This window comes from Mycobacterium marinum (genome assembly GCF_003391395.1).
GTDB lineage: Bacteria > Actinomycetota > Actinomycetes > Mycobacteriales > Mycobacteriaceae > Mycobacterium > Mycobacterium marinum.
Genome location: NZ_CP024190.1, coordinates 578,562 through 604,272, shown reverse-complemented (window position 1 = coordinate 604,272; position 25,711 = coordinate 578,562). Strand labels below are relative to the sequence as shown.

General features: G+C 66.1%; 22 protein-coding genes. 5 read left to right on the top strand and 17 right to left on the bottom strand.

Annotation, left to right across the window (positions count from 1 at the left end; translation table 11 throughout):
- Positions 1-12: 12 nt before the first annotated feature.
- Positions 13-804 (bottom strand): trans-aconitate 2-methyltransferase, encoded by a 792-nt coding sequence (locus tag CCUG20998_RS02595; protein WP_036456973.1) that lies wholly within the window; start codon positions 802-804, stop codon positions 13-15.
- A 156-nt stretch (positions 805-960) separates the two neighbouring features.
- Here CCUG20998_RS02595 and CCUG20998_RS02590 point away from each other — a divergent pair, with 156 nt between their 5' ends.
- Entirely contained in the window at positions 961-2,181 is a 1,221-nt protein-coding gene (locus CCUG20998_RS02590) for an alpha/beta hydrolase family protein (RefSeq protein ID WP_020731567.1), read from the top strand.
- Here the strand turns inward: CCUG20998_RS02590 and eccE are convergent.
- From eccE to CCUG20998_RS02520, 14 genes are all read right to left on the bottom strand, one after another.
- Positions 2,168-3,181 (bottom strand): type VII secretion protein EccE, encoded by a 1,014-nt coding sequence (gene eccE / locus CCUG20998_RS02585; protein WP_020731566.1) that lies wholly within the window; start codon positions 3,179-3,181, stop codon positions 2,168-2,170. The genes CCUG20998_RS02590 and eccE overlap by 14 nt on opposite strands.
- On the bottom strand, positions 3,171-4,595 hold the full coding sequence (gene mycP3, locus CCUG20998_RS02580) for a type VII secretion system ESX-3 serine protease mycosin MycP3 (RefSeq protein WP_020731565.1): 1,425 nt from the start codon (positions 4,593-4,595) through the stop codon (positions 3,171-3,173). Before mycP3 ends, eccE begins: the two co-directional genes overlap by 11 nt.
- On the bottom strand, positions 4,592-6,010 hold the full coding sequence (eccD, locus tag CCUG20998_RS02575) for a type VII secretion integral membrane protein EccD (RefSeq protein ID WP_099052682.1): 1,419 nt from the start codon (positions 6,008-6,010) through the stop codon (positions 4,592-4,594). The genes mycP3 and eccD overlap by 4 nt, the downstream gene beginning before the upstream one ends.
- Before the next feature lie 71 nt (positions 6,011-6,081).
- Positions 6,082-6,978 (bottom strand): ESX secretion-associated protein EspG, encoded by an 897-nt coding sequence (locus CCUG20998_RS02570; protein ID WP_020731563.1) that lies wholly within the window; start codon positions 6,976-6,978, stop codon positions 6,082-6,084.
- An 8-nt stretch (positions 6,979-6,986) separates the two neighbouring features.
- Entirely contained in the window at positions 6,987-7,277 is a 291-nt protein-coding gene (locus CCUG20998_RS02565; RefSeq protein ID WP_012392512.1) for a WXG100 family type VII secretion target, read from the bottom strand.
- A gap of 28 nt (positions 7,278-7,305) precedes the next feature.
- Entirely contained in the window at positions 7,306-7,599 is a 294-nt protein-coding gene (gene esxG / locus CCUG20998_RS02560; RefSeq protein ID WP_011739406.1) for a type VII secretion system protein EsxG, read from the bottom strand.
- 36 nt (positions 7,600-7,635) lie between these two features.
- Entirely contained in the window at positions 7,636-9,189 is a 1,554-nt protein-coding gene (locus tag CCUG20998_RS02555) for a PPE family protein (RefSeq protein WP_020731562.1), read from the bottom strand.
- Between the two features lie 2 nt (positions 9,190-9,191).
- Positions 9,192-9,500: a PE family protein gene (locus CCUG20998_RS02550; RefSeq protein ID WP_011739404.1), complete on the bottom strand. Its 309-nt coding sequence runs from the start codon at positions 9,498-9,500 to the stop codon at positions 9,192-9,194.
- 2 nt (positions 9,501-9,502) lie between these two features.
- Positions 9,503-13,504: a type VII secretion protein EccC gene (locus CCUG20998_RS02545; RefSeq protein WP_020731561.1), complete on the bottom strand. Its 4,002-nt coding sequence runs from the start codon at positions 13,502-13,504 to the stop codon at positions 9,503-9,505.
- Positions 13,501-15,102: a type VII secretion protein EccB gene (eccB, locus tag CCUG20998_RS02540; protein ID WP_020731560.1), complete on the bottom strand. Its 1,602-nt coding sequence runs from the start codon at positions 15,100-15,102 to the stop codon at positions 13,501-13,503. Before eccB ends, CCUG20998_RS02545 begins: the two co-directional genes overlap by 4 nt.
- A complete protein-coding gene (gene eccA3, locus CCUG20998_RS02535) occupies positions 15,099-16,961 on the bottom strand; it encodes a type VII secretion system ESX-3 AAA family ATPase EccA3 (protein WP_020731559.1) in 1,863 nt (620 codons plus the stop codon). Before eccA3 ends, eccB begins: the two co-directional genes overlap by 4 nt.
- A gap of 441 nt (positions 16,962-17,402) precedes the next feature.
- Positions 17,403-18,308, bottom strand: coding sequence for a class I SAM-dependent methyltransferase (locus CCUG20998_RS02530; protein ID WP_103653948.1), 906 nt, complete (start codon positions 18,306-18,308; stop codon positions 17,403-17,405).
- An 18-nt stretch (positions 18,309-18,326) separates the two neighbouring features.
- Complete coding sequence (locus CCUG20998_RS02525; RefSeq protein ID WP_020731557.1) at positions 18,327-19,904, bottom strand: PPE family protein; 1,578 nt, start codon at positions 19,902-19,904, stop codon at positions 18,327-18,329.
- Positions 19,905-20,137: 233 nt separating this feature from the next.
- Positions 20,138-21,040: an oxygenase MpaB family protein gene (locus CCUG20998_RS02520; RefSeq protein WP_020731556.1), complete on the bottom strand. Its 903-nt coding sequence runs from the start codon at positions 21,038-21,040 to the stop codon at positions 20,138-20,140.
- An 88-nt stretch (positions 21,041-21,128) separates the two neighbouring features.
- Here CCUG20998_RS02520 and CCUG20998_RS02515 point away from each other — a divergent pair, with 88 nt between their 5' ends.
- Complete coding sequence (locus tag CCUG20998_RS02515; RefSeq protein ID WP_036456969.1) at positions 21,129-21,821, top strand: TetR/AcrR family transcriptional regulator; 693 nt, start codon at positions 21,129-21,131, stop codon at positions 21,819-21,821.
- On the opposite strand, the gene CCUG20998_RS02510 is transcribed toward CCUG20998_RS02515, so the two are convergent.
- Positions 21,775-22,323, bottom strand: coding sequence for a hypothetical protein (locus tag CCUG20998_RS02510; RefSeq protein ID WP_020731554.1), 549 nt, complete (start codon positions 22,321-22,323; stop codon positions 21,775-21,777). The two genes, CCUG20998_RS02515 and CCUG20998_RS02510, sit on opposite strands and share 47 nt — an antisense overlap.
- Before the next feature lie 6 nt (positions 22,324-22,329).
- Positions 22,330-22,911 carry a VOC family protein gene (locus CCUG20998_RS02505; RefSeq protein ID WP_012392501.1) on the bottom strand — a complete coding sequence of 194 codons (582 nt, stop codon included), beginning with the start codon at positions 22,909-22,911 and terminating at the stop codon, positions 22,330-22,332.
- Between the two features lie 90 nt (positions 22,912-23,001).
- On the opposite strand from CCUG20998_RS02505, the gene CCUG20998_RS02500 reads away from it, so the two are divergent.
- From CCUG20998_RS02500 to CCUG20998_RS02490, 3 genes are read left to right on the top strand one after another with little or no spacing between them, the layout of a single operon-like run.
- Positions 23,002-23,610, top strand: a complete 609-nt coding sequence (locus CCUG20998_RS02500) for a TetR/AcrR family transcriptional regulator (RefSeq protein WP_020731553.1) — start codon at positions 23,002-23,004, stop codon at positions 23,608-23,610.
- Position 23,611: 1 nt separating this feature from the next.
- Positions 23,612-24,745 carry an alpha/beta hydrolase gene (locus tag CCUG20998_RS02495; protein ID WP_020731552.1) on the top strand — a complete coding sequence of 378 codons (1,134 nt, stop codon included), beginning with the start codon at positions 23,612-23,614 and terminating at the stop codon, positions 24,743-24,745.
- Entirely contained in the window at positions 24,736-25,704 is a 969-nt protein-coding gene (locus CCUG20998_RS02490) for a 2-hydroxyacid dehydrogenase (protein WP_020731551.1), read from the top strand. Before CCUG20998_RS02495 ends, CCUG20998_RS02490 begins: the two co-directional genes overlap by 10 nt.
- Positions 25,705-25,711 lie beyond the last annotated feature (7 nt).

Genomic DNA, 25,711 nt, shown 5'->3' with positions numbered 1-25,711 from the left:
ACAGGACAATAACTAGGAAACGTCAGCGGAGCGGCGGGCGCCACCCACCTCGGCCACGATGAACAGCCGCCGGAAGGGGAACATGGTCGTGCCATCGGACCGCGGCGGATAGGCGTCATCCAACAGCGGAATCAGTTCTTGGCGGAACTGTTCCCAGCTCACGTCGTCGAGCCGTTCCCGCACCGGAACCAGCGCGGTGCCGGTAATCCATTCCAGCACCGGATTCTTGCCGGTGAGCTGGTGTAGATAAGTCGTCTCCCAGGCATCGACCTTACATCCGGCGTCCATCAACAAACCTGCGTAGTTTGCCGGTGAGCCGACCACAGCGCCAACCCGAAATGGTATGTCGCGCATCAGTTTTGCATAGGGTTCGCGGCGGGCCAGCGCACGCACCACGGCGTGCGACGGTGTTTCGAAGTTCCCCGGAACCTGAACCGCGATCCACGATCCGTGCGGCAGCTCCGTTGCCCACTGGACCATCAGGTCGGCGTGTTCGGGCACCCAGTGCAACGCGGCGCTGCTGATCACCACATCGGTGTCGGGCTTCGGCTTCCACGTCCGCAAGTCGCCTGTAGTGGCATCGATTCCACGTTCCCGGGCGGCCGCGACCATCTGCGGCGAACTGTCCCACGCTTCGATGATCGCCTCGGGCCAGCGTCGCGCCAGGTATCGGGTCAAGTTGCCCGGTCCGCAGCCGAGGTCGACCACTCGGCGCGCCCGTTTGGCACCTATCCGCGAGACCAGGTCATAGAACGGGCGGCCGCGATGATCCGCAAAGGCTAGGTAGACGTCGGGATCCCACATATCGGTCCTCCTGATCAACACCGTCGCCAGCTGGGTGCCATAGGACAAACCTACTTACCGAAAACGCCCCTAACACGCACCCAAACCCACGCAGAAATTGACGATACTGTCGGAACAACCCACACTCTGGGATATCGACGCGATAGCATCGACGGGATGTCGGAGATTTCGGAGACGTCCGGGACTTCTGAGACCGATCCCATTGATCCGCCGGTCCCGATTCCCGATGTGCCCGGCGGGGAAGCCGGTGCCGAAGGCCTGCCCCCACTGTCGGCGCTGTCGCTTCGGCAACGCCTCGTTGTCGAGTCATCGGCAGTCGGCGATATCGCGCTGCGCACCTACGCGTCCTCACTGCTGTCCACCACCGTGGCACCCGCCGTGGTCGCTCACGCACTGCGCCGCCTCGATTCCGGTGGTGAGCGGGCAAACCTGAATTTCTATGCCGAGCTCGCGGCCGAACACGACCCGCGCAAGTCCTTTCCGGCGCCCACCGAATTGCCCAGGATTTCGGCCCGCCCGGCCAGCCCGCTGGCGGAGTGGATCGCCCGTGGCAGCGTCGATGACATCTCGTTCACCAGCGGCTTTCGCGCAATCAATCCCAACATGCGCCAGCACTGGAGCGCACTGACCTCCAACAACGTCGTACGCGCACAACACTGGCGCCACGACGACGGGCCACGGCCCACCCTGTGCGTCATTCATGGCTTCATGGGGTCGTCGTACTTGCTCAACGGACTCTTTTTCTCACTGCCGTGGTATTACCGATCCGGCTATGACGTGCTGTTGTACACGTTGCCTTTTCATGGGAAGCGAGCCGAAAGATTCTCGCCATTTAGCGGTTTCGGATTCTTCGCAAGCGGGTTGAGCGGTTTCGCCGAGTCGATGGCCCAAGCGGTGTACGACTTCCGGTCTATCGTGGACTACCTGCACCACACCGGGGTCACGCGAATAGCACTGACTGGCATATCGCTGGGCGGCTATACCTCCGCGCTGGTGTCGTCGGTCGAAAACCGGCTAGAGGCCGTGATCCCGAACTGTCCGGTCGTCACACCAGCAAAGCTATTCGAGCAATGGTTCCCGGCCAGCAAACTGGTCCGGCTCGGACTGTGCCTGTCCAGCATCAGCCGCGGCGAGCTGGATGCCGGGCTGGCGTTTCACAGCCCGCTGAACTACCTGCCGCAACTACCCAAGCACCGCCGGATGATCATCGCCGGCCTGGGCGATCGGATGGCTCCACCCGATCACGCGGAAACGCTTTGGGAACACTGGGATCGCTGCGCGCTGCACTGGTTTCCCGGCAGTCACGTCCTACACGTGAGTCAGTTGGACTATCTGCGGCGGATGACCGCGTTCCTGGGCGACTTCATGTTCGACTAGCGGTTTCGGTCGGCGCAGCGCGGTGCAACCCGGCACCCGGGGTGGACCACACCAGCCGCATCAGCAGGTTCTCCGGCGCGTCGGCGTACCCGTCGAGCGCACGGGTGGAGGACAGTTCCATGGCCGCAAGCGTGGGCCCATGGTTTCCCCGTTGCGGGATCAAGGTGGCCAACGGTGCTGCGACGGCCGGTTGCTCATCGGTGCGGAATGCGCACGCGGCGGCAACCGAATAATCGGCTCCCGACCGACCGCGCGCGGCGATCTCGATGGCCATCCAGGTTTCCAACGCCGGATGCGACCAGATCTCGGCCAGTGTGTCGGGCAGCGCAGCGTCCACAATCACCCGATATGCGGCCAGATACTCCGAGTCGCCGTGCTGCACGCCCCGCCAGGTCTCGCGGAGAGCGTGATCGGAGTCGGGATCCAGCAGCGACGGCAAGTCCTCGGCCGCGACCAAGCTGACCTCCCAGCCGATCTCACGCAGGTGATCAGCGAGCCGGCGGGCGGTAACCCGGGCGGTCTCGTGCAACGGGATGCGCGCTGCGCGAGCCTGCAGCGCCGCCAGGTTGGTGGCCGCCGAAACCGTCAGTCCGATCCAGGTCTGAGTTTCACCCGACCCGGTGGTGCGGCCGGTGATGCGAATCGCGTCAACGCGGATGCCGTAGCAGTTCAGGTATCGAGCTATTACCGGCAGCGGCAGCACGTCGATGTCGGAGACCGGCGGCCCGATGCGCAATGTCACCGTCGTGCTGGTGTCGGCTTCGGCCCCTGGCTCAGCGGGCCGACGGCGCATCATCGCCACTCGCCGGTGCAGGATGGTTGTCAAGTAAAGCCCGCGCCACCAGGCGAAGAGCACGATCACGACGAAGGCGGCGATGCCGATCAGCCAGTAGTCCCTGCGGCAATGCCAGGGATAGGCCATCACGGCGGGCACCACCGCGAGCAGCGCCAGGGTGATCCGCCCGGAGCCCGGCCGAGGTATGGATCGATCAAAGCTCACGCGCAGTCCTTCCTTCGGCGTCCTTGCGTCGGCGCGCTATTGCCACGGTCGCCGCTACACCCGCAACGAGCACCGTCAAGGCGGCGGCGCCGGCGAACGCCACGTTTCGTGGGGTGGTGTTCCGCGGCTGCGGTGCCGGCGGAACTGACACCGGCTTTGCCGGTGCCACCTGCGGCGCACCCCCGTCGGCGGCAGGCAGCTCCCAGGTCAGCGCCGCCGCTGGGTCCAGAATTCCGGCTCCGACGACGTTGGACGGATCCCTGGCACCGTTGTGTGCCGTGGCGGTGAGGCGATGCATCACCTGCGCCGCGGTCAGTTCGGGATACTTGCTGCGGACCAGTGCGGCGACGCCGGAGACGTAGCCCGCCGCGTAGCTGGTGCCGCTGAGCGGCGTCAGTTGCTGGCGCTGGTTGGGCAGGCCGTTGGCCAGACCACCGCCGTCAGCGTTGGTCACCGAGACGATGTTTTCGCCGGGAGCGGCGATGCCCACCCACGGCCCGGCCATGGTGAACTTCGACGGCTGTCCACCCGCAGTCAACGATGCCACCGACAGCACGTAGGGCTGCCACAGCGACGGGATCGACACCGAGGTGACGCCGGCCCAGTTGCGCGGATCGTCCGGATGGCTCAGGTCGGTCAGCGGATTGGACTCACACGAGCCGCCGCTGCCCGAGCCACCAGCTCCGCTGTTGCCGGCGGCGGCCACAATCACCACGTCCTTGTCCACGGCCGCATAGCGGATCGCGGCGCCGAGCGCGGCCTGGTCGACCTGGCGGTCCGCCGGCAGACAGGTGATCGAGGAAATGTTGATCACCCGCGCGCCCCGGTCGGCGGCATGCACAATGGCCCGCCCCAGGGCCGCGACGTCGATCGTCGCTCGCTCCACCGAAGGATCCCCGCCGCTCGAGCGGGCCGAGAACTTGTCCGATGTCACTCTGATGGACAGCAGGCGTGCCGCGGGTGCCACGCCCGAGAAGCCGTCGTTACCGGGCTGGCCGGCGACGATCCCGGCGACCAGGGTGCCACGGCCATCACAGTCGGTCAGCCCGTCCGTCGAATCCACGAAGTCGCCACCGGCATCGACGTTGGGTAGCCGTGGGCCCGGCTGCACGCCGGTGTCCAGGATTGCCACCAGCTGACCTTCACCACGCGAAAACTGCCATGCGGCAGGAAGGTTCAGCATCGCTTGGCTGGCTCCCGGGACGCTGATGTCGGTACCGGGGATCAGCCCCGAGACGCTGCACGCGCCACGTTGCTCCATCGTCTGCACGGGCCCGGGGGTGCCGCTTGGCGGCTGCACCGAGTCATCAACCACCGGAGGGCTGATCGCCGATACCGGCGGCGCGGCCCACAGCGCACCCGTGGTGAAAATGGCCAGAATTGCTGTGAGGCAGGCCGAACCGGCCCGCTTCATCGATTGAGCACCCAGGTGAACAAGCCCACCAGATACGCCATGACCGGGATAAGCGACGCGTCCAAGCCCGCGGCGAGGAAGCCCAACAGCCGCCGCAGCGGCAGCGAGTAGCTTTCCGGCGAGCCGATGACGGGATTCAGTGCGACCACAACCCAGGCCACCGCCAGCACCGCCAGCACCACCAATGCGCCGAAGGCAGCAATGAAGTGGCCGGTCGCGGCGTAGAGCACCAACAGCGTCCCGCCTACCAGATAGGGCTGGGTGAGCAGCCATGCCTTGCAGGCGGCCGAATCCCAAATCCGGGCGCGCAACGTGGCGGTCGCCGCGGTTGCCGCGACCACGTACCAGCCCAGAGCGCTCACCATGTCCGGGCGGAGCGCGATTGCCACCGACCCCAGCACGCTGAGCAGTACGGCCGCGGCGATGAAACCGCTCTGGTGGGCGTCACTGACCCGCACCCGCCGCGGCAGGTCCTCCAACACTCGCAGCGATGGAGCCGACGGGGTGGGGTCCCCCGGCGCCGGGATCACCGGCAACGGGAAGCGCGCCCACACCGCGGAGAGCTGAGCAGCCTGGATGGTGACCAGCAGCGCCGCCACGATCAATCCGCAGCCAATGCTCGACACCGGCAGCTGCCAGAGCAGTTCGGCACCGGCCGCAAGCAACAGCGCGGCCCCGACCACAGCCACGGCGGTGAACAGCGCGACGATGCGCTCACGCTGCTCACCGGGAACCATCAGACAGATCAGCGACCAAGCGGTCACGCCGGCGGCCGCGAGCAGCACCTGCGCGGCACCAAACGATCCGGGCACCGCCAGCGCCAGCGCCGCGCCGACGGGCGCCAACGCGGCGATCGACAATGCGATACCGGTTCGTGGCGAACGGGCGCCCAACAGCAGACCGGCCAACGCCATGGCCACCGCGATCACACTGACGATGAGCAGTCCGGCCAGTGCACCGGTGGCCGCCCGGTAGGCGACCGCCAGGCCGGATCCCGCCAGCGCCACACCGATCAACGCCGCCAGCGCGCCGCGTTGCAGATGCCGGGCGTCCCAGGGCCGCAACCGCGAAGTCGAGAAGATCATGGCCGCGTCGGCGATGTCCTCGACGATTCCCGGCGCGGCCGGACCGGTGGGTACCGGCTGCAGCACGAGCAGATCGCCGTCGACCACCCCGACGGTGTCCAGGCTGGCGTCCAGGCTGAACGGCGCCCCACCGACGGGCGCCAGGCTCAGATGTCCAGCTATGCCCAGGTCGGCCGATCCAGCGTCACCGTCTTCGGCCACCGGAATCACCAACCGCTGTACGGCAGGCAGGATTTCGCGTAGCGGTAGCTCCGCGGGCAGCGCAACTTCCGTCAGCCGGCTGTCCGCCAGAATCGCGACGCGGACGATCGGCATGACGGTGCCGGACATCATTGGGCCCTCGAAAGGCGCTGCGGCCGTTGCTGGGACATCATGCTCTCTTTCTCATTGCTAGGAGGTCACTAGGAGGGTTGACTCGAGAAATCTCGGGACAACCTTTGGCCGGGGAACCACTGGCCGTCCGGCAGGTTGGCGATCAGTTGGTCTATCGCGACCGCTGTCGCGAAGGGAGTCCCGGCGCTGAAGGTGGAGACCCATTCCCCGTCGAAGGCGCGCGACGGGCTGACCAGCACTCGCCCCGCGGTGGTATCGACGATGCTCAGGCCGACGTCGGTGGTGGTGTGCTCGCCGTCGCGATTGCAGCCGGCGACAATCTCGACGTAGCTGCGCGGCCCGGAGAAGACGGCCTGGACCACCGGCCGCGCCGAAACTGGAATGCCGAGGTAGTCGAGAACCTCGTCGAGCGACTCGCCGGAGCGCAACCGCTCATCGGCCCTGGCACCGACCCGCATCGGCATGCTGAATTCCTCGAAGCGGGCCGGCGGCCGGGCCGACAGTCCGACCCCGAGCACCGGAACCAGCGCCCTGGGGTCGTCGATGTCCATTGCCGTGAAGGTGACCAATTGGGCATTACGCAGCGCGACAACGGTGTTGAAGCTCGGGTGGGCCTTGCCGGCCTTGCCCATGATTCCGGCATTTTGCGCCACGATGCCACGCAACAGATCCTCGCCGCCGTTGCCCGTGCCTGGACCCACGTAACGCAGGTCCAGCCACCGCTCGGGAAAGCAGACCACTTTGATCCACTCGGCCACCGCCGGATTGACCACACCGTCCGAGGACAACAGACCTAGCTGGGTCAGCTCATCTCGTTGCCGCGCGAAAAAGGCACTGCGCTGGGCCTCATCGCTGTAGGGCGTGGTGATCGCGAGCACCCACGGAAAGGTGCCCGCGCCAACCATCTCCGCAATAAACCACGCGTTCTCGACCGTGAGTTCAACTGCGTTGGGCATTGACTCCATTTAAAGGATTAGCCGCCCCATTTTGCGGCTTCGGACGTGTCGCGAGCCAGCATGGCCATGGTGTTGGCTTCGTGGGTTCCAGACATCGACTGGTAGGCCCGCACCAGGTCTTCCATCGCCTGGTTCCACTGTGCCTGCCACGCCTGGTAGGTCACCCCGGTGTCACCCTGCCAGGCGCTGGACAACGCGGCCTGCTCGGCGGAGATGTCGGCACCCAGCCCCTGCATCGTGCCGGCGTAGCCCGACATGTCCCCGGCGTGGGCCAGCATCGCCGGGTAGTTGTACATGATCTGTGACATCACAAACCCTTTCGTTCTATGACTGGACTCAGAAACCGGTGTAGGCAGAGGCGGCCGCAGCGTCGGCAGCCACATAGGTGCCGGCGGCTTCGCCCAGGTTCGCCTGCGCGATATCCAGCAAGGTGTTCACCTTGGCGGCTGCCGCGACGAAACGCGCGTGGGCGGCCTGAAAAGATGCCGCGGACTCGCCCTGGTGAAACGCCTGCGCCGACAGCGCAGCCTGCTCGGCCTGGCTGATGGTGTGGCGCATCAATCCGGCCTTCGCGCCAAACGCTGCCTGCGACGCCACCAACTGTGGAATGTGTGCATCCAAAAGACTCATAACTATCTCCTTGTCTCCTCTCGGCGTGGGTTTCGGTCACTCACTTTGTAAACCGTCTTCTCTCCCTTCCTGGGGGCTGTCCCAGCTGCCCGGCACCATCGGCATCCGGGGACCGTTTCCAAATTCGTCCACCACGAGCTCCGTCAGGCCCGCGGCCTGCAACACCGCCTCGGTGGATACGGTGCCGGCGAAGCCGAATTGCCCGGCCCCACGCTCGGACGCCCGTGCGGCGTCGTCGGTCACCGCCGGCCCGGTGACACCATTTGCGTCCATATCCAGGAATTCGTCTCCGTAGTCCCGCATTTCGGTTCGCCGACGTCGCCGGCTGCGCGCGGAGGCTCGGCTGGCCGCCGCCGCGCCGGCCGCCGGGATGGTCGCCGCCGGCGCCTTGGCACCGCTTCGACCGCCTACCGTTGGCCCCAGGCTGGGACCCCAATCACCGCTGCCACCAACGGCATAGAGAAAACTCGCCGGCGCCGGAGCGGCCGGGCCCGGTGGCGCACTTCCGGGTGCGCCGGCGCCGGCGCCCGACGCAGGAGCCCCCGCGGAGCCGGTGCCCGGCGAAGCGAGGCTGGCCGCCGGGAACACAGACTTGGCAGTGACGGCCGCGGCGGCCAGTGGCGCGGCCGCGGCCGGCACCTCCGCCGCAATCTGGATGGGCGTGAACGCTATGGCGCTCAAGGCCAGACCCAGCGCCGCCGGCAGCAGGAAAGGAGAACTCAAGATCAGGGCCCAGGTCGGCCAGCCGACGAGGTTGAAGAAAATCTGATAGCTCAACGCGAACAACAGTGGGCCGTAGGTGATGATGGCCTGCAACGGGTTGGTCAGGAACGCGATGATGATTTTGATCGTGTTTCCGATTGGGTCCTGCAGGAATTCCCAGATCAAATCGAACATCCAGGTGTTGAACCCGGTGTAGGCATTCCACAGATATTGCAGCAACTGCCAAAGCAACTGCCAGGGGTCAGAGCCCCCTGGCGCTGCGGCACCGGACTGCGCCTGGGCCGCGTCGGCGGCAAGGTGAGCCACCTGCCCACCGCCGGGGTTGACCACCTTCGGCGGCGGACCGGTGCGCGGCGCCGAGGCCAGCGCCGCACCCGCAGTCGCCTGATACAAACCCATGGTGGTAGCGGCCTGCACCCACATCCGGACGTAGTCGGCTTCATTGAGCGCGATCGGAATCGCATTGAGCCCAAAGAAGTTCGTTGCGACCAGGACACCGTGCAGGGCGTGATTTGCGCCCAGCTCGGTGAGCGTCGGCATTGCCGCCAACGCGGCCGAGTAGGCCACCGCAGCGGCCTCGTGCTCGGCCGCCTTGCCGGCACCATCGGCGCTGGCCTGCAGCAGCCATGCCACATACGGAAGATGCGCGGCCACGTACTGGAAACCGCTTGGCCCCTGCCAGGCTCCCGCTTGCACCGCCGCCAGTACCTCACTGAGTTCCGCCGCCGTCAAGGCATACTCGGCGCTGAGCGCGCTCCAGACTCCGGCCGCTGCAAGCAGCGAAGCCGGGCCGGGACCGCTACTCAGCATCGCCGAATGCACCTCGGGTGGCGACGCAATCCAGATAGGACCGGCGGCAACAGCCATTGTCAGGCGCCTGCGATCCCGTAGGTAGCAGCGGCAACCGCATCGCCGGCGAGATAGCTCACGCCGGACTCACCAACGCCGAGACCGGCTCGTCCCAACTCTTCGACACCCTCGGCCGCCACCGCAGCGTGCTCAATGCCTTGGGCGCTGAACCCGGCCGCAGTCTGCAACGACACCGGATCGACCGCGGCGGGCACCACCGCTGAGATCACTGGGGATGCGCTTGCGTGCGCAGCCGCCAGCCGGGCCGTCAGCGCTTCCACCGCAGCACTAGCCGCGGCCAATCCCTCCGGAACCACTCGCAACGTCATGACTAATTTCCCTTCTGCTGCGTTTCAGTAACTGTCGTGGCCTCACCGACAAGCGGATTGACCAATTGCACGTACGTCGGATCATCACTGTCGCCCAACAACATCGCTCGTCCCGCCGGCAGGCGACTGAACCGTTGACCGCGGATCTTGCCGCTGTCTTGCGGGTTGCCCGCCAACATCAACGTGGTCGCCTGCAGATCGTTGAACCGGCGCAACAGCGGGCTGGTCATCAGCGCGTGCGCCGATCCGGACGCGCGCGCCGTGACGATCACCCGCAACCCGAGATCTGCGGCTTGGGCCAGCAGACCGATCAGCGGTGTCCACGGCCGCTGCCCGGCAAAGGGACCCGACATCGCGGCCGTGTCCGGGATCTGGTCAACGTCATCGATGATCAGGTAGTGGGTGTGGCCCTGATAAGTCCACCGGGCCAGCTCCGCGGCAGACATGCCCGCCGGCGGCCGTCGTGAGTCGATCAGGTTGGCCAGGCCCAGCATCGCCGGGACGATCCGATCGATGTTGGCGGTGTACTCGTTTTCGGGGAATAACGGCTCGTCAACGAGATGCAGCCGTCGATCCAGCACGGTGAAAGCCACCTGATCCTCGGTGGAGTGCTCACGTACGGTGCGGATGATGTGGCGCAGCAGGGTCGTCTTGCCCGACTTGCTGTCACCGAACACCATCAACAGCGGGTTCTCGGCAAGGTTGAGCACCACCGGCGCCAAGTCTTCTTCGCGCTGACCGATGACGATCTGATCCGGGCCGCGATAGAGGTTTCCGACCGCGTCCGGGGCAAGGTCGATCGGCAACAGCCGCACCGGTGGGGCGGCCATGCCCGGGTAGCGCGCGTTGATTGCCGGCACCTGATCCAGCTCTGGCGCGGCGAACAGGAAATGCTCGGCGGCCATGGTCAGCCCGCGGCCGGGCTGGTCGTGCGGAACGGATTCAGCCGGTCGACGTAGCGCGCCGACCACCCGCACGTTGCTGTCCCGCGCGTCGTGCAACCGCAGTTCGAGACGCATCCCCAGACCGTCGCGCATCGCCAACGGCACTTCCAGCCAGCTGGGGGTGGTGATGATGACGTGGATCCCGTACGCCATGCCGACATTGACCAACTCAGTCACCCTGGCCAGCAACGGGTTACGAGTGTTGAACTGGTCGGTGTTGTCGCGGCTGAACGCGTACAGGTTGTCGATGACCAGGAATACCTCGCCGAAACCGTCGTCGGGGACCGAACCATGGGCCTGACCGTTTCCACCCCGGTCCCGGAACACCTCGCGCTGCTGACGCGCCAGCAGCAACTGCTCCAACTCACCGAAGGTGCGCCGAATGCGTTCGGGTTCCAGTGCGGATGCGACGCTACCGACGTGGGCCAGATCCTGCAGCGCCCGCAGTTGCCCGCCGCCGTAGTCCAGGCAATAGAACGTGACCTCGCTGGGCGAATGCAGGCTGGCGGCCGACAGCATGAACGACTGCAGCGCGGTGGACTTTCCGGATTTGGGACCACCATGGATCACCAAGTTCCCGGCCGACGAGTTCGCATCGAACACCAGCGGGTCGCGGCGCATCTCGAATGGCTTGTCGATCTCGCCGAGGGGCCAGCGCCACTGTCGTTGCGCCACCCCGGCCGTGGCCAGCAGCGTGCTCAACGGGATGGGCTCGTCCAACGGCGGCAGCCACAGCCGTGGCGCCTGCGGACCGTAGCGGGCCAGCTGTTCGCCGATCGTTGCGATCAGCTTGCGCGGCGGACCAACCGGGTGCTCCTCTTCGACCTCGGAGATGACGGTGTCCGGATCCGGCTCCACCGCGGTGGCGGTGAACAACTTGGGCTCCGGGATGTTGTGCACAACCCGGGTCTTGGTCTGCTGGGGCGGCTCGTAGATGCCGTCGACGTAGGTGCTGCGGAACCGGATCGGGGCCGCACCCGGCGCCGGAACCAGAAAGCCGACGCCCTTGTGCTCTTTGCCCGCCTCGATGTGGTAGGCGTCCTCCACCCCGATGATCTGGCGAGAAACGCTGGCGCTGGCCACTTTCAGCCCGATCCGATAGGAGGTGTTCTTGTCGATGTCCTTGATCTTGCCGACATCGAGGGTCTGGGACGCGAACAGGATGTGGATGCGGAACGACCGGCCTTTACGAGCCACGTAGTCGAACAGCTCCGCGTACTCGGGATGGTCGGCCAGCATCAGGGTGAACTCGTCGGCGACCACGAACAGCGTCGGGATCGGGGGAAGGTCAAGTCCGGCAACGCCCCCCGATTCCCGGGCGTTCTCGTACTCGAGCACCGAGTTGAAGGCGCTGCCCTGGATCTTGCGGCCGGCCTCGCGCAACAGCGTCTCGCGACGAGCCACCTCACCGCGCAGGGTGTCGGCGAACCGGTCGGCCAACGACTTCTTCTCGGCCATGTTGGAGATCACCGCGACGACCTGAGGGAAATTCCGGAAGCTGTCCGCCCCGGCCTCACCCTTGAAGTCGGCGTAGATGACGATGAGCCGCTCCGCTGAGTGAGTTGTCAACAGCGACAGCAAGATCGACATCAGGGTCTGGGATTTCCCGGACCCGGTCATGCCGATCATCAGGCCGTGCGGCCCCATCCCGCCTTCGGCTTCGTCCTTCAGGTCGAACATCAACGGCTCGCCGCTGGCGGTGATGCCGATCGGCACGCGCAACTCGTCGTCGCGGCGGCGCTGACCCCAGATTGCCTGTACATCCAGCTGTGAAGCGTCCGGGATGCCCAGCAGCGTGGTGAAGCTCGCGCCGCGGGTGGCCGCCGAGCGCAGCCCGGCATGCGTTGGGTTGGAATCCCACCGTGACAGCCGGCGGGCCAGGTGCGAGGCTTCGTCGGCACCCAACTGGTCCGCGTGGTCAATGTAGGCCTGCCAGCCGCCGCCGGTCTGCCAGCGGGTGATGGCGCCATCCTCGATGCGCAGGATCGGCTTCTCCGGATCCGAATACTGCTCGCGGTGCGGAAGGGTGGACGAACAGTGCACCACGGTGACCCCGGCGCGGCCCATCGCCAGCATCGACGCGTTGATGTCGTAGTCGGGATCGTCGACCACGATCAGCAAGTGCCGCAACGCGTCTGCTGCCGATCCAGCGTAGGCGGGTCGATCGAGTATCGCGGGAGCCAACATTTCGACCAGGTCATCGGGGTCGGCCGCCAGGTAGCGGGCCGGGCCCACGCCGTCGGCCTGACCGGGGATGTCGACGTGCGGCAACCACTTCAGCCAGGACCACTGGCCGCTTTCCAGGTCGCGGGTGGCCAGCGCCACTCCCAGCACCGTCGGGTCGTGCCAGGTCACCGCTTGGGCAACCCAGGCCCGCAGCGCGTCGCGCACCTGGGCACGGTCCCCGACGAGGGTGACCCGCGAGACCTTGGTCAGATCGATCCCGGTCGGCACGTCACGAACCGTGCGTTGGGTGTCGAGCAGGCTACGTAATGCACTGTGCGACACCGGCTCCAAGTCGATTTCATCCGCGGTGTCGCTAACCCGCAGGGTGGTGGTGAGCGGCACGGAATGGCGGCCGGCCCGCAGCACCAGGAAGTCGGGATCGTGCGGGTCGCGCTCCCACTGCCGACGGGATCCGGGCACCGCGGCCAACACGTCCGGGTCGGGATGGGACCACTGCGCCGCGGCCCGCTGCTGAGCCGCCTGGGCCCGGATGTTGTCCCGCACCACCGACAGATAACGCAGGTAATCGGCCCGTTCGGCGTCGACTTCCTCGGTGCGCATCTTCTTGTCGTTGCCGCGGAAGAGCGCGGTCGCGGCCAGCAGCAGCACGAAGGGGAAGAACAGGGTCTGCGGGGAAATCATCTTCATCCCGGTCGCCACCAGGGCGATGATCATTCCGACGATGAGGATCACGATCAGAACAGGCATCGCACGCCGCAACATCGACGGCGGAATCACCCGGGGCAACTCCGGCGGAGCCTCGATGGTGATGGTGCCCTTGCGGGTATTCGGCGGCGCCAGCCGCCGGCGGGCCTCGAAGATCAGTCTGCTCATCGGGGCTCCCCCTCGGCCGATACCGGACGACCCGGCTTGCTGTCAGGTGCCAACCCGTCGTGGGCCATCAGTGCGTCGGCGCGGGACAGCGTCGGGCCTGGCGCGAACAACGACAGGACGGACCACGGAATCAGTACCGGGGGATCTTGCAGCCCAAGCGCCTCAACCGTCTTGCGGCCGCCTTCCCCTTCGGTGTCGATGCCGTAGCGCACCCCGGTGTCGGAGACCCAGAACAACGACCCGGTAGGCGGCGCCGCGGGGCCACCACCAGCGGTCTGGGTGAAGTAGCCGGTACCTGGCGCCAGGGCAACTCGGGTTGCCACAGCACCGTTTTGCGATCCGCCACCCACCAAGTCGACGGTGTGGACCGCGTCGGGCACCGGCAACGCCGCTCCGGACAACAAGGTCAGCGAGCTGGTCGTCGCACCGACCGGTTTGCTCCAGTAGGCGCAGGTGATGGGATTGCTTTCGGTGTCGACAAGGTGCATCGGTGTGGCGGGATAGCGGGTGGTATCCAGCATTCGCGACACCGGCAGCTTGGCGACGTCATCGGCACCGATCCGCGGCGGCTGCTGCAGACCGTAGGAGTTGGTGTTGCGCAGGATGGCAGCCAGCACCGGCGAGATCGGCTGCAGTCCGTCCGGCAGCACGGCATAGTACTGAATGCTGTTGTCACCCAGGGTGTAAGCCTGAACCACTGAGCCAATAGGCCCGGGCACGGCAAAGGCCGCCGGATTGCCTGCGTCGGGAATGGCCGGTGCCGCCAGCGGTGCCGCCTCCGGTATCGCGTTGAACAAACCCGGCGCGATGGGTCGCGGCGCGGGCAGGTCGGTGCCAAATCCCAGCGCATTGGTGACCGCATGGTCGGCCAGGTCCATCCGGCTGCGCTTGCCGTCCCACAGCAGCCAGCTACTAGTGCCGTCATTGACCAGAATCACCTGCCCGGCGCCGAGCGCGGTTGCCCGGTGGCCGCTGGGCTCCGGCGAGCCGGCGATCACCGTAACGCCGGTGCTGTGGGCGGCGCTGCCGCCTTGCGACCCACTGCTGATGGCGTCGCACACCGTCCAGTCGGAGTCGCGGGCCTCGCTCTGCACCATCCGCTCGGGGGCACCCGGAATGCCGATCAGGTTGCCGCGCGGAAAACGGTCCAGCTCAGTACTTTTCACCGTCGTGGGGTTGACGGGGTGGCCAACGATCAGCCGAGCGGAGGTCAGGTTGAGCACCGGGTGCAGGGTGTCTCCGACCCGCACGTACAGCGCGGCGGTGGACCGATCGGCGAGTACCGCGTTGCTCCCCACCTGGCCGTTGGGCCGGATGAGCGAGAATACGAAGCAGCCAACCAAACCGGTGATGAAGATCAGCACACCCATCAGGACCGAACGCGACTGGGTGCGCAACGGGTCGACCAGCATCCGGGTGTCGTGCAACGCGATACCCGAAGCGATGCGGCGCATCACGAACCGCCAACCGGTCACCTGGTGACGGGTGACGAAACCGCGCCGGTACTCGACCTTGTCGGGGTTGTCGTTGACCGGGGTACGCGACGTGAACGATCGCCGGGCACCGGCCCATTCGCCATCGGGCTCATTGGTCGTCATGCGGGCACCGAAAGACCCAGGCCGCGCAGCAGCGGTTCAACCGACCTGCCCACGTCGGAGCCGGTGATTGTCATTAGCTCGTCATCGCTGAACTCGCCGGATCCAGCGTGCTCGGAGTGGTCGAGCCGGAATTCGCGTTCTTCTTCGGAACGTTCGACGATGTTACGCACGAACCGGCCGTTGCCGGCGATGTCGAGGCTGCGCCGCGAGACTCCGTTGGAGTCCGGAGTTGAGCCGGCCGCCAGCCTGGCGAACAGCCCCTCCAAGTCCTGCAGCGCCGCCGGTTCGAAGATGCTGTCGCGCTGTTCGGCCATCTTGTGTGCGATCTCCACCAGCTCATGTGAGGTGTACGAGGGGAAGTCGATGCTGCGGGTGAATCGCGAGCGCAAGCCCTCGTTGGTATCCAGAAACTTGTCCAGATCGGCCCGGTAACCGGCGATGATCACCACCAGCCGATCACGGTCGTTTTCCATGCGGGCCAGCAAGGTGTCGATGGCCACCAGCCCGAAGTCGTTCTTGGCGCCGGTTGCTACCAGCGCGTAGGCCTCATCGAGGAACAGCACCCCATCCAGTGCGCTGTCGATGATGGCGTTGGTCTTGGCCTCGGTTTCGCCGATGTGTTGGCCGATGAGGTCGGCGCGGTGCACCTCCCTGATGTTCTCCCGCTTCAACAGACCAAGGCCGCAATAGATCTTGGCAACCACGCGCGCAATCGTCGTCTTACCGGTCCCGGGCGGGCCAGCGAAGATCAGGTGGTGGGTGCGCTGAGCTACGGCAAGCCCCCGCTGCTTACGCACCAGCTCCATGGCCACCGAACTCTTCAGCCGGGAAACCTGATTTTTCACCTCTTCCAGTCCGATGAACTCGGCCAGCTGAAGCTCGGCCTCGTGCAGCAGCACGCCCTTGCGCTCGTGGGCGGAGGGGTCGACGAAGTCGTCGGCGCTGGGCTCGGTTTCGGGATCCCAGGGGTCGGTACGAGCCTCGATCTGACCTGTCGTGGTGGTCACAATCCCAAAGCTGGTGTCGGAGAGCGCGTGCTCGATTTGCTCGTTCTCCGGATGGGCGGCATACAGGTCCTGCAGGACTTCGCTCGCCGACTCCTCGTCCACGTGGGCACGCAACACCAACGCCTTGGCCAGTGCGCCATCGACCGCGGCGACCGGAACGGGGCCGTCCGGTTCCTCGAGGTAGGACAGCGCCGGGGCAAACATGCCCAACCGGGCCAGCGCGGTGCCCAGGGTGATCTTGGCCGCGTGCGCAAAGGCCTCGTCAAGTTCGGAGTCGTTGACGATCGGGGTCAGCAGCTTGACGACATCCGACCAACGCTGGGCGCGGTAGTTGATGACGACCGCGAGCCAGCGCGCGTCGCGCCAGCTCGGCCGGCGGTCGACAATGCCCGACACCAACTCGTTGGCCTTGGCGAATTGCGCCGACTCTCCCGCCAGCGCCAGTGCCGCCGCGTACGCGAGATGAAAGCCATCCGGGTCGGTCGCCCGAAACCGCAGATAAAGGCCGGTGTCGTAGAGGAAGCCCAACGACCCGGCCGCCAACTCCACGTGGCGCTGCAACGTACCGGCCGTACCCGCGGTCCGCGAGACCGCCTCGAGGACTCCAATTGACTGATCTCCGGCGGCCGCCAATCCGGTCCATGCGTCACACTGATCGCTGGCGACCCGGGTCAGCGCACCGAAACCCGATCGTGCGGCGTCCAGGTCAGCTGGGCGCTTGCGGTCATAAACCGCGATGCCAAGCGCGCGGCAGCAGGTCGCGAACCGACTGACAACGTCAGCGTCTACCCGGCCGCTTACCCGCGACGTAGGGGACTGAGCAGCAGGCATGCCGTTATCACCACGTTTCACGCTTCTGCTGTCTCCTGAACCTCGCGTTGCTCTGAACTACCGTCAAAATCAGCCCTGAAGTTAGCATTGCATAAGCTAACTGTCGAGGTGATTGCGAGCACGTTACTCACCACCGGACCTCGCGCCCCAGTGCACTGAACTGCAACTTATAGTCCCCCGGCGGACTACTGCACACAGCTTGCATTCGCATGATGAATATTTCCTCCCCAGACGAGCCCACCGAGCGTCACCAAGCACTCCAGAGTAGTGAACATGATTTTCATTATCAAACCTTGGTCGACGCCAGGACCACCCACCAGCCGACCCCTCACCACGGTTGATCACCCGCAGAACGCATCGCCTGGGCGGCGTAAACCACAAGCCGCCCAGTGGTCGGATCCGGGCATCCAGAAGTTCCGAGCCGAACCGAATCCGGCATCGATAACGGCATCGGATCGCTGATCAGGGCTTGGTGGCGCTCATCAGGGTGTTGCGCGCGAACATCGCCGCAACCTCGGACCCGGGACCGGGTACCGGTCGGCCCACCTCGCGCAGGTAGCTGTTCAACGGGGTGCACAGCGCGGTCCAGCCGTGTTCGCTAAACCAGTCGGCGGCCGGAGCACATCGCTCGTTGTAGAGCAGCTGGAAAAACGGCCGCTCACCTCCAGCAGCCACGGCGGCGCGTTCTTCCTCCAACTTGGCGGCGAACTCCGCGTCGGGCAGCGGTGCACCATCCTCCACCGCAACATGACTGCCGAGGCAGGCCAGGCTGTCGATGCCGGTAAACAGTTGCTCTTGCGCCGCAGCGGGCAGATAAATCAGCAACCCTTCGGCGATCCACGCCGACGGAGCTTCGGCATCAAAGCCGCTGTCCCGTAGTGCCTGGGGCCAATCGTCTCGCAGATCGACGGCGATCTCCCGACGCTCGGTGCGCGGCCGAACACCATGGCCACCGAGCACCTCACGCTTGAAATCGAGGACCTGAGGTCGGTCCAACTCGAAGATGGTGGTCCCGTCCGGCCAGGACAATCGGTAGGCGCGCGAATCCAGCCCCGCCGCCAAGACCACCACCTGCCGCACCCCCGCCTCGACCGCGCGGCGGAAGTATGCGTCGAAGTACTTGGTGCGGGCACCCTGGAAATTGACGAAGTGCTTGCCAAAGTCGTCGCTCTGCAATTCGTGGTCCGCTGCGTTGCCGTCCAGGACGTCGGCCCAGGAACCGCCGACGGCGCGGCAGAACAGCTCCGCGTACGGGTCCACGGCCAAGGGGTCGGGCTTCAGCGCCTCTAGTGCACGTGCCGTGGCGACGAACAGTGCCGTCGACCCAACACTGGTGGTGATGTCCCAGCTATCGCCTTCGCTACGCACCCAACCGACATTACGCGGCTAGTCGCTCGGCGCATCCGAGTCGGTGTCCCAGGTACCCGGAAGCATCGGCATCTTCGGACCGCCACCGAACTCGTCGGCGACCAGGGTGGTCAACCCCGCCGCCGTGGCGGCCGATTCGCTGTGCACCGTGCCGGCGAATCCCAGTCGCCCGGCACCCTGCGTCGAGGCCACCGGCTCATCGTCACGGGGTCCGCCCCAGTCCGGATCGACCTCCACGTCCATGAACTCCTCGCCGTAGCCACGTTCCGTCTTACGCTTGCGCCGACGCCGACGTGCCTCCTCGCGCGCGGCCGCCGCGGCGGCCAGCGCCGCGGAATCCGGCTCCGGCGCCTTTCTCCTGGCGCTCGCGGCCGCGCTGGCGCTCATGCCCTCGCCATAGCCGATACCGGGACCACCCCCCACCACGAAGGGGAACCCGAAGCCCCCTGCGGCCGGGGCGGGCGGGGGCGGCGGCGCGGCGTTGGCCACCGTGCTCGTCGCGGACGGCGGTGCAGATGGCGGTGTGGGCGCCGCCACCGACGCGGCGACCGTGGGGGCCAACGCAACGCCGGGCGGCATCGGCGGGGCGATCGGCGCGATGGCGGCTGGAAGGGCGGCCGAATGCAGACCGGCCAGCCCGGATAGCCCGGCCAATCCCGATATCGCCCCCAGATTGGCAACAACGCCACCGAGTGCAACGGCGAGCAACTGCGGGGATTGCGCCAGCGCTTGAATGATCTGGGCGATGTGCGTCGGCCAATCGAACAAGACGAGTTCGACCATGAACTCGATGGCGCCGATCGGATTGGTGAACAATTCCTTGATGAAGGTCTGAAAGTCCTGACCGAACTCCAGGGCACGAACCAGCCACCAGATCGGTTGGGCTGCGTTGACGTAGTCGTCGTAGGGGATGCCGTTCACGGTCCCTTCGGCGGGATCCCAGATGATCCTGCCGCCGCTGATGATGCGCAGTACCTCGGCAACGAAGTAGTCGATCGGGGTGGGATCGCCCCCATGGTCATGGTCATGGTCATGGGCGGCGGCCGGCGCTGCCAGGATGCGCGGAGCCGGAGTGCTCGGTGGCGTCGACGCCACGGCGGCCGCGGATACCGCTTGATAGGTCGACATGGTGGTCGCCGCTTGAATCCACATTCGGACGTAGTCGGCCTCGTTGGCGGCGATCGGAATGGTGTTGATGCCGAAGAAGTTCGTCGCCATCAAGACCCCGTGGATGACGTGGTTGGCGGCCAACTCCGGCATGGTCGGCATGGCCGCCAATGCGGTGGTGTAGGCGGCGGCCGCCGCCTCATGCTGTGCAGCCGCCTGCGCACTGGTCGCGCTGGCCCGCATCAGCCACATCAGGTATGGCACATGGGCGGCCACATACAGCTCTGAGCTCAACCCCTCCCAGGCCCCGCCCTGCACCGCTGCGAGCACGCCCATGAGTTCGTCTGCCACCGACGCGTACTCGGTGCTCAACCCCGCCCACGCCGCTGCCCCCGACAGCAGCGACGCCGGCCCCGGGCCGCTGCTGAGCAGGGCCGAATGCACCTCAGGCGGCGAGGCGAACCACACCGGAGCCACCACGGCCAGCACTGCCAGAGATGAATATGATTGTCATTATCGACATTCGACACCACGGACGGCCACATTGCAAGTCCGGCGGGAAACCACTTCCTGGGGGTTTTGGAGGCCGCCATCAGGTCCATCAACGCCGGTGGGCGGCCCAACGGATCGAGCCGAACAGATCTGGTCAGGGCGCGCCGAAGTCCACGCCCCTTCCGCAAGATGGAGAGTCAGCCGCGTTGGCCGGACCGCCCGCTCGGGCGTTACACCAACCGACGGCCGGTCCTGATCCGGCGGTCCAGGTCCCAGAGCATCAAATTGAACGGGAACTCCCGCACGATTCGCGGCATCATCCGATTTAGCGCACCCACCACGGCAATCAACCGATCGAACCGCCGTTGCTTGGCCGCATCCCAGGGCAACCGCATCTCGTCACGGAACCGCTGCGGCAGAAAACCGGTGGTGATCAGCAGCGCCAAGCCTTCCGACCACCGCCGCAGCGGGCCCGGCAGGGCAACCCCGCGCACCCGGGACGCGGCGATCGGATACAGATATTCGCGCACGGCGTCATCGATGTGGATCTTCTGCAGCGACTCCCGCCAGTACCGATCAAAGGCGGCCCGATCCGGCGGCCACAGCTCGGCGGGCACCTGCAGGGTGGTGCCCATCGACATGCCGTCGCGATAGTGGCGATCGGCCTCCTCGTCGTCCATCTCGCCGACGAAGGTTCGATAGATATCAACGCCGCCCTTATACAGGCAGGCCGCCACCCAAAGCTGCAGCTCCACGTCGAAGGCGCTGTAACTCACCGGGCTCTCCGGTGTCGAGTAGACCTGGGCATGGACCCGGTTCACGGCACGGCGAAAGGCGGCCTTTTGCTCGTCGGTGCCGGCGCTGGCCACCGCAACGTAGGTGAAGGTGGTTCGGGCCCGTTTTATCGGGTGGCGGTCGATTCGACCGCTTTCGACCCGACTTTCCATCACGCCGTGTCCAACTCCAGGACGCGCCAACTCCATGATCACGTTGGCCGGACCGGCCAGCAGCGCCACCCCCATCAGCCCATCCCCGAAACCGCCGCGTTTTCGCCGCCTGACCTGGCGCGGCGGGTCAGAGATCGGCCGCTCGACATGCGGCGCAAGTCGGCCCGCCGCCTCCTGGATCGTCACCGAAACCCCCTGCCCGCGGGTATCAATTGTGAAAACACACGTTTCCCGATGGTGTCGTGCTACCGCTTTAATGTCAAGATATTTGGCAATGACTAGTAATACCGAGGGGTCCAGCGCCCCAAGCATGCGTCCGTACCGGGGAGTGGAGGCGACCGAACGGCTCGCAGCTCGCCGCAGCCAGCTACTCGAGGCCGGGCTGGAACTGCTCGGTTCCAGCGATCGCGATATCGCCGAGCTAACGGTGCGGGGCATCTGCCGCCAGGCCGGCCTGTCGGCACGCTATTTCTACGAGAGCTTCCCCGACAAGGATGAATTCATCGGCGGGGTCTTCGACTGGGTGGTCGGCGATCTGGCCACCACCATCCAGGCCGCGGTTGCGACGGTGCCCCCTCCCGAGCAGGCCCGCGCCGGGATCGCCGAAATTGTGCGCACCATCGTCGGTGACGCCCGCATCGGGCGGCTGCTCTTCAGCACCCACCTGGCCAATCCCGTGGTCGTGCGCAAGCGCACCGAATCCAGCGCACTGTTCGCCATGCTGTCGGGCCAGCATGCCGGCGATGCGCTCAGAATCCCGGCCAACGACCGGATCAAGGTGGGCGCGCACTTCATCGTCGGCGGCGTTGCCCAGACCATCAGCGCCTGGATCGAGGGCGACGTCGAACTCGAGCCCGGCCAGCTCGTCGACCAGCTGGCTTCGCTGCTCGATGAACTCTCCGATCCCAGGCTTTACGGCCTCAGGGGAACAAGGGCAGGTGCCACAGCCGCGTCCCCGGCTCAATAAGCCACAGCCGCGCCAGCGTGAGTCGCATGATGCGTTGCGCCCCGGTGATCATCACGACGGCTATCGGTAGCTCGATGAACAGCGCGGACCCCACCGACCACCAGCGGTCGTTGGGCCCCGCCGTCATCAGATCGAACCAGGCGTCACAGATCAGCAGCACACCGGTGGTGAAAGCGGTCAGCAGCAGCAGTTGGCGGCGCAGATAGCCCAGCACCGCGGTAGCCGCCATGAAGGCCACCAACAGGATGTCGAAGCCCACCCAAGTGGCCGGCCAGTTGTGCGCCACGTAGTTGCCCGGCAAGGTCAGCCCCAGAAATACCGTCCACGGGATCAGCACCAGCGCGCAACTGATGATGAGCCGCAGTCGGATACGACGAGTCCGGGAGAGGATCGTCGGGTCCACCAACTCGCCAAGCGGCCGTTCCAGCCGGGAAATCAGATCACGCCGTTGCTGCGGGCTCAGTGCCGCGATCTGATCGTCGGTCAAGATAGCGTCGGTCACGCTTGCCTAGTGCCCCGCTGCCACCGGAGGCCGCCGGTCTGCCGCCGTGCGGGGCACCGCCGGCGTGTCGTCGGCAGTGAACTCCTTTATCCAGCAGGCGAATTCCAGCGTGATGCCATCGGGATCCTGGAAGTAGAAGGAGCGAACGTACACCCCCGGATGCACCGTCGCCGACACCTGGAACTCGCTGTGGTCGTGATTGAGCACGGGGCCGACCCGCACGCCCTTGTCCTTCAACCGTTGCCGGTAGGCGTCGAACTTTTCCGCCGGTACGTGAAAGGCCAGGTGGTTCATGGTGCTCACGGCGCTGGTGATGTCGCCAATGCCGGGGATAGCCCCCGGCGACGAGATGCCCGGGACGCGATCGGGTGCGTCGGCGAACCAGAAGAAGGCGACGCAGTCACCGTTGCCCGCATCGAAAAAGAAGTGCTGGCCCTGGCCGCCGGGCAGGTCGAGCGACTTGATCAGCGGCATCCCGAGGATGTTGCTGTAGAAGTCCACGGTACGAGCCATGTCCGAACAGACCAGCGCGACGTGGTTGATTCCGCCGAACTCGAATTCGGTATTGGTGTTGTGCGGCTTGATCATCTGTTGACTCCGATCAAGTGCGTGGCCTGGCCACGATTCAAATCTGAATCTAACATCAGATTCAGATTTGTTCCAGAGGAGGTACGCCAGGTGCCGGAGTTCCCGACGCACCGCGGACGCCAGACGCAGGCCGCGATCGACACCGCCGCCCGGACGGTTATTGCGCGCAAGGGCATCTTGGCCACCACGATTGCCGACATCGCCGCCGAGGCCGGCCGCTCGGCGGCATCCTTCTACAACTACTACGACTCCAAAGAAGCAATGGTCCGCCAGTGGGCACTGCGGTTTCGCGATGAAGTCAACCAGCGGGCGCTGTCGGTGACCAGCCACGGTCTCTCCAATCGGGAGCGCGCCTATGAAGCCGCCGCCGCGCACTGGAACACCTATCGCAACCGCCTCGCGGAGATGGTCAGCGTGTCGCAGTTGGCCATGGTCAACGAGGACTTTGCCCAACAGTGGGCCGATATGTGTGCAGTCCCCATCAGTTTCATCAAGGAAACGGTCAAGCGCGCCCAGGCCGAGGGCTACTGCCCGGGCGACGACCCGCAGCTGGTCGCCGAGGCGATCGTGGCAATGTTCAACCAGTTCTGTTACATCCAGCTCAGCGGGTCTCGCACCAAAGAGCCCGACGACCTGGCCTGCATCCAGACCCTGGCCAACATCTACTACCGAGCCATCTACGGCGTGGAGGTCTCCTGAATTGTCCGCTGCAACCGGCACACCCGAGATCAACCGCGAGTTCGTCGGGCTGAGTTCGCCGACCGCCGGACGAGCCGGTGCCGGCGGACACCCGTGCCAAGGGCTCTATCACCGTGCCGCCGGAACCAGGCCAACGGTGGCGATGATCGCCACGCACTACCAGATCGATTTCTCCGAGCACTACCTCGCCGACTACATGGCCGCCCGCGGCATCGGGTTCCTGGGCTGGAACACCAGGTTTCGCGGCTTCGAAAGCAACTTTGCGCTGGACCACGCGCTGGTCGACATCGGGGTCGGGGTGCGCTGGCTGCGCGAGGTCGCCGGCGCGGAAACGGTGGTGCTGCTGGGTAACTCCGGAGGCGGGTCGCTGATGGCCGCCTATCAGTCACAGGCGGTGGATCCAAACGTAACGCCGCTGGCGGGAACGCGCCCGGCGGCCGGCGTCAACGAACTACCCACCGCGGACGGCTACGTGGCCACGGCCGCCCATCCCGGCCGCCCGGAAGTGCTGACGGCCTGGATGGACGCCGCCGTCATCGACGAAAACGACCCCGTTGCAACCGATCCCGACCTGGACCTGTTCAACGAGCGCAACGGGCCGCCATACTCCCCAGAGTTCCTCAGCCGCTACCGGGCGGCGCAGGCGGCGCGCAACGAGAGCATCACCGACTGGGCCGAGGACGAACTCAAACGCGTACGCGCCGCGGGATTTTCCGACCGGCCATTCACCGTGATGCGCACCTGGGCCGATCCGCGCATGGTCGACGCCAGCATCGAACCGACCAACCGAGAGCCCAATCTGTGCTATGCCGGAAAACCGGTGCGGGCAAACCGCTCAGCGCGCGGCATCGCCGCGGCCTGCACGCTGCGCAACTGGCTGGGCATGTGGAGCCTGCGGGTGGCGCAGACCCGGGCGGCACCGCACCTAGCCCGGATCACGTGTCCCGCCCTGGTGATCAATGCCGACGCCGACACCGGAGTGTTCCCCTCCGACGCGCAGTGCATCTACGACGGGCTCGCCAGCACGGACAAAGCACGCGCCTCCATCGATACCGACCACTACTTCACCACCCCCGGCGCACGCGACGAACAAGCCGACACCATCACCGACTGGATAGCGAAGCGGTGGCAGTGAACCAGCCGTTACGAGTTCTGGCCCACTTCGTCCCCGGCGAGAAGGTACTTGAATTTATTGCCGCACAGCGTGATTGGCTCGACATCAGATGGTGCGCCGAAGACGACGACAGTGGCTTCTATCGGGAGTTGGACCACGCCGAGGTAATTTGGCACGTCTTGCGCCCACTCTCGGGCGCCGACCTGCAACGCGCGCCGCGGTTGCGGCTGGTCCAAAAGCTCGGCGCCGGAGTGAACACGATCGACGTGGCGACCGCGACCAAGCACGGCATCGCCGTCGCCAACATGCCCGGCGCCAACGCGCCTTCGGTCGCCGAGGGCACGGTGCTGCTCATGCTGGCGGCGCTGCGCCGGCTGCCGGAGCTCGACGCGGCGACCCGGCAGGGACGGGGCTGGCCAACCGACCCGCAACTGGGCGAATCGGTGCGCGACATCGGCAGTTGCACCGTCGGACTGATCGGTTACGGCAACATCGCCAAGCGGGTGGCCACCATAGTCTCCGCGATGGGCGCAACCGTGCTGCACACCAGCACCCGAGACGACGGGCGGCCCGGCTGGCGGCCCCTGCCCGAACTGCTGGCCACCAGTGACATCGTCTCGCTGCACCTGCCGTTGACGCCGCACACCGATCGGCTGCTCGACGCCGACGCCCTGGCCCGGATGAAGCCGAATTCATTGCTGATCAACACTTCTCGCGGCGCCGTCGTCGACGAAGACGCCCTGGTTGACGCGCTGCGCAGCGGATCGCTGGCCGCCGCCGGGCTCGATGTGTTCGCCGTGGAGCCGGTGGTGCGCGAGAATCCGTTGCTGCGCTTGGACAACGTGGTGCTCACCCCCCACGTCACCTGGTACACCGTCGACACCATGCGGCGCTATCTGACCGAGGCCGTCGACAACTGCCGCCGCCTGCGCGACGGCCTGTCACTAGCCAATGTGGTCAACTGCAAAGCCGATTGTTAGCTTGGAG

Coding starts and splice junctions, on each gene's coding strand:
- CCUG20998_RS02595 (WP_036456973.1), bottom strand. CDS start 804: ATGTGGGATCCCGACGTCTACCTAGCCTTTGCGGATCATCGCGGCCGC.
- CCUG20998_RS02590 (WP_020731567.1), top strand. CDS start 961: ATGTCGGAGATTTCGGAGACGTCCGGGACTTCTGAGACCGATCCCATT.
- mycP3 (WP_020731565.1), bottom strand. CDS start 4,595: ATGAAGCGGGCCGGTTCGGCCTGCCTCACAGCAATTCTGGCCATTTTC.
- eccD (WP_099052682.1), bottom strand. CDS start 6,010: ATGTCCGGCACCGTCATGCCGATCGTCCGCGTCGCGATTCTGGCGGAC.
- CCUG20998_RS02570 (WP_020731563.1), bottom strand. CDS start 6,978: ATGGAGTCAATGCCCAACGCAGTTGAACTCACGGTCGAGAACGCGTGG.
- CCUG20998_RS02565 (WP_012392512.1), bottom strand. CDS start 7,277: ATGTCACAGATCATGTACAACTACCCGGCGATGCTGGCCCACGCCGGG.
- esxG (WP_011739406.1), bottom strand. CDS start 7,599: ATGAGTCTTTTGGATGCACACATTCCACAGTTGGTGGCGTCGCAGGCA.
- CCUG20998_RS02555 (WP_020731562.1), bottom strand. CDS start 9,189: ATGGCTGTTGCCGCCGGTCCTATCTGGATTGCGTCGCCACCCGAGGTG.
- CCUG20998_RS02550 (WP_011739404.1), bottom strand. CDS start 9,500: ATGACGTTGCGAGTGGTTCCGGAGGGATTGGCCGCGGCTAGTGCTGCG.
- CCUG20998_RS02545 (WP_020731561.1), bottom strand. CDS start 13,504: ATGAGCAGACTGATCTTCGAGGCCCGCCGGCGGCTGGCGCCGCCGAAT.
- eccB (WP_020731560.1), bottom strand. CDS start 15,102: ATGACGACCAATGAGCCCGATGGCGAATGGGCCGGTGCCCGGCGATCG.
- CCUG20998_RS02515 (WP_036456969.1), top strand. CDS start 21,129: ATGACTAGTAATACCGAGGGGTCCAGCGCCCCAAGCATGCGTCCGTAC.
- CCUG20998_RS02505 (WP_012392501.1), bottom strand. CDS start 22,911: ATGATCAAGCCGCACAACACCAATACCGAATTCGAGTTCGGCGGAATC.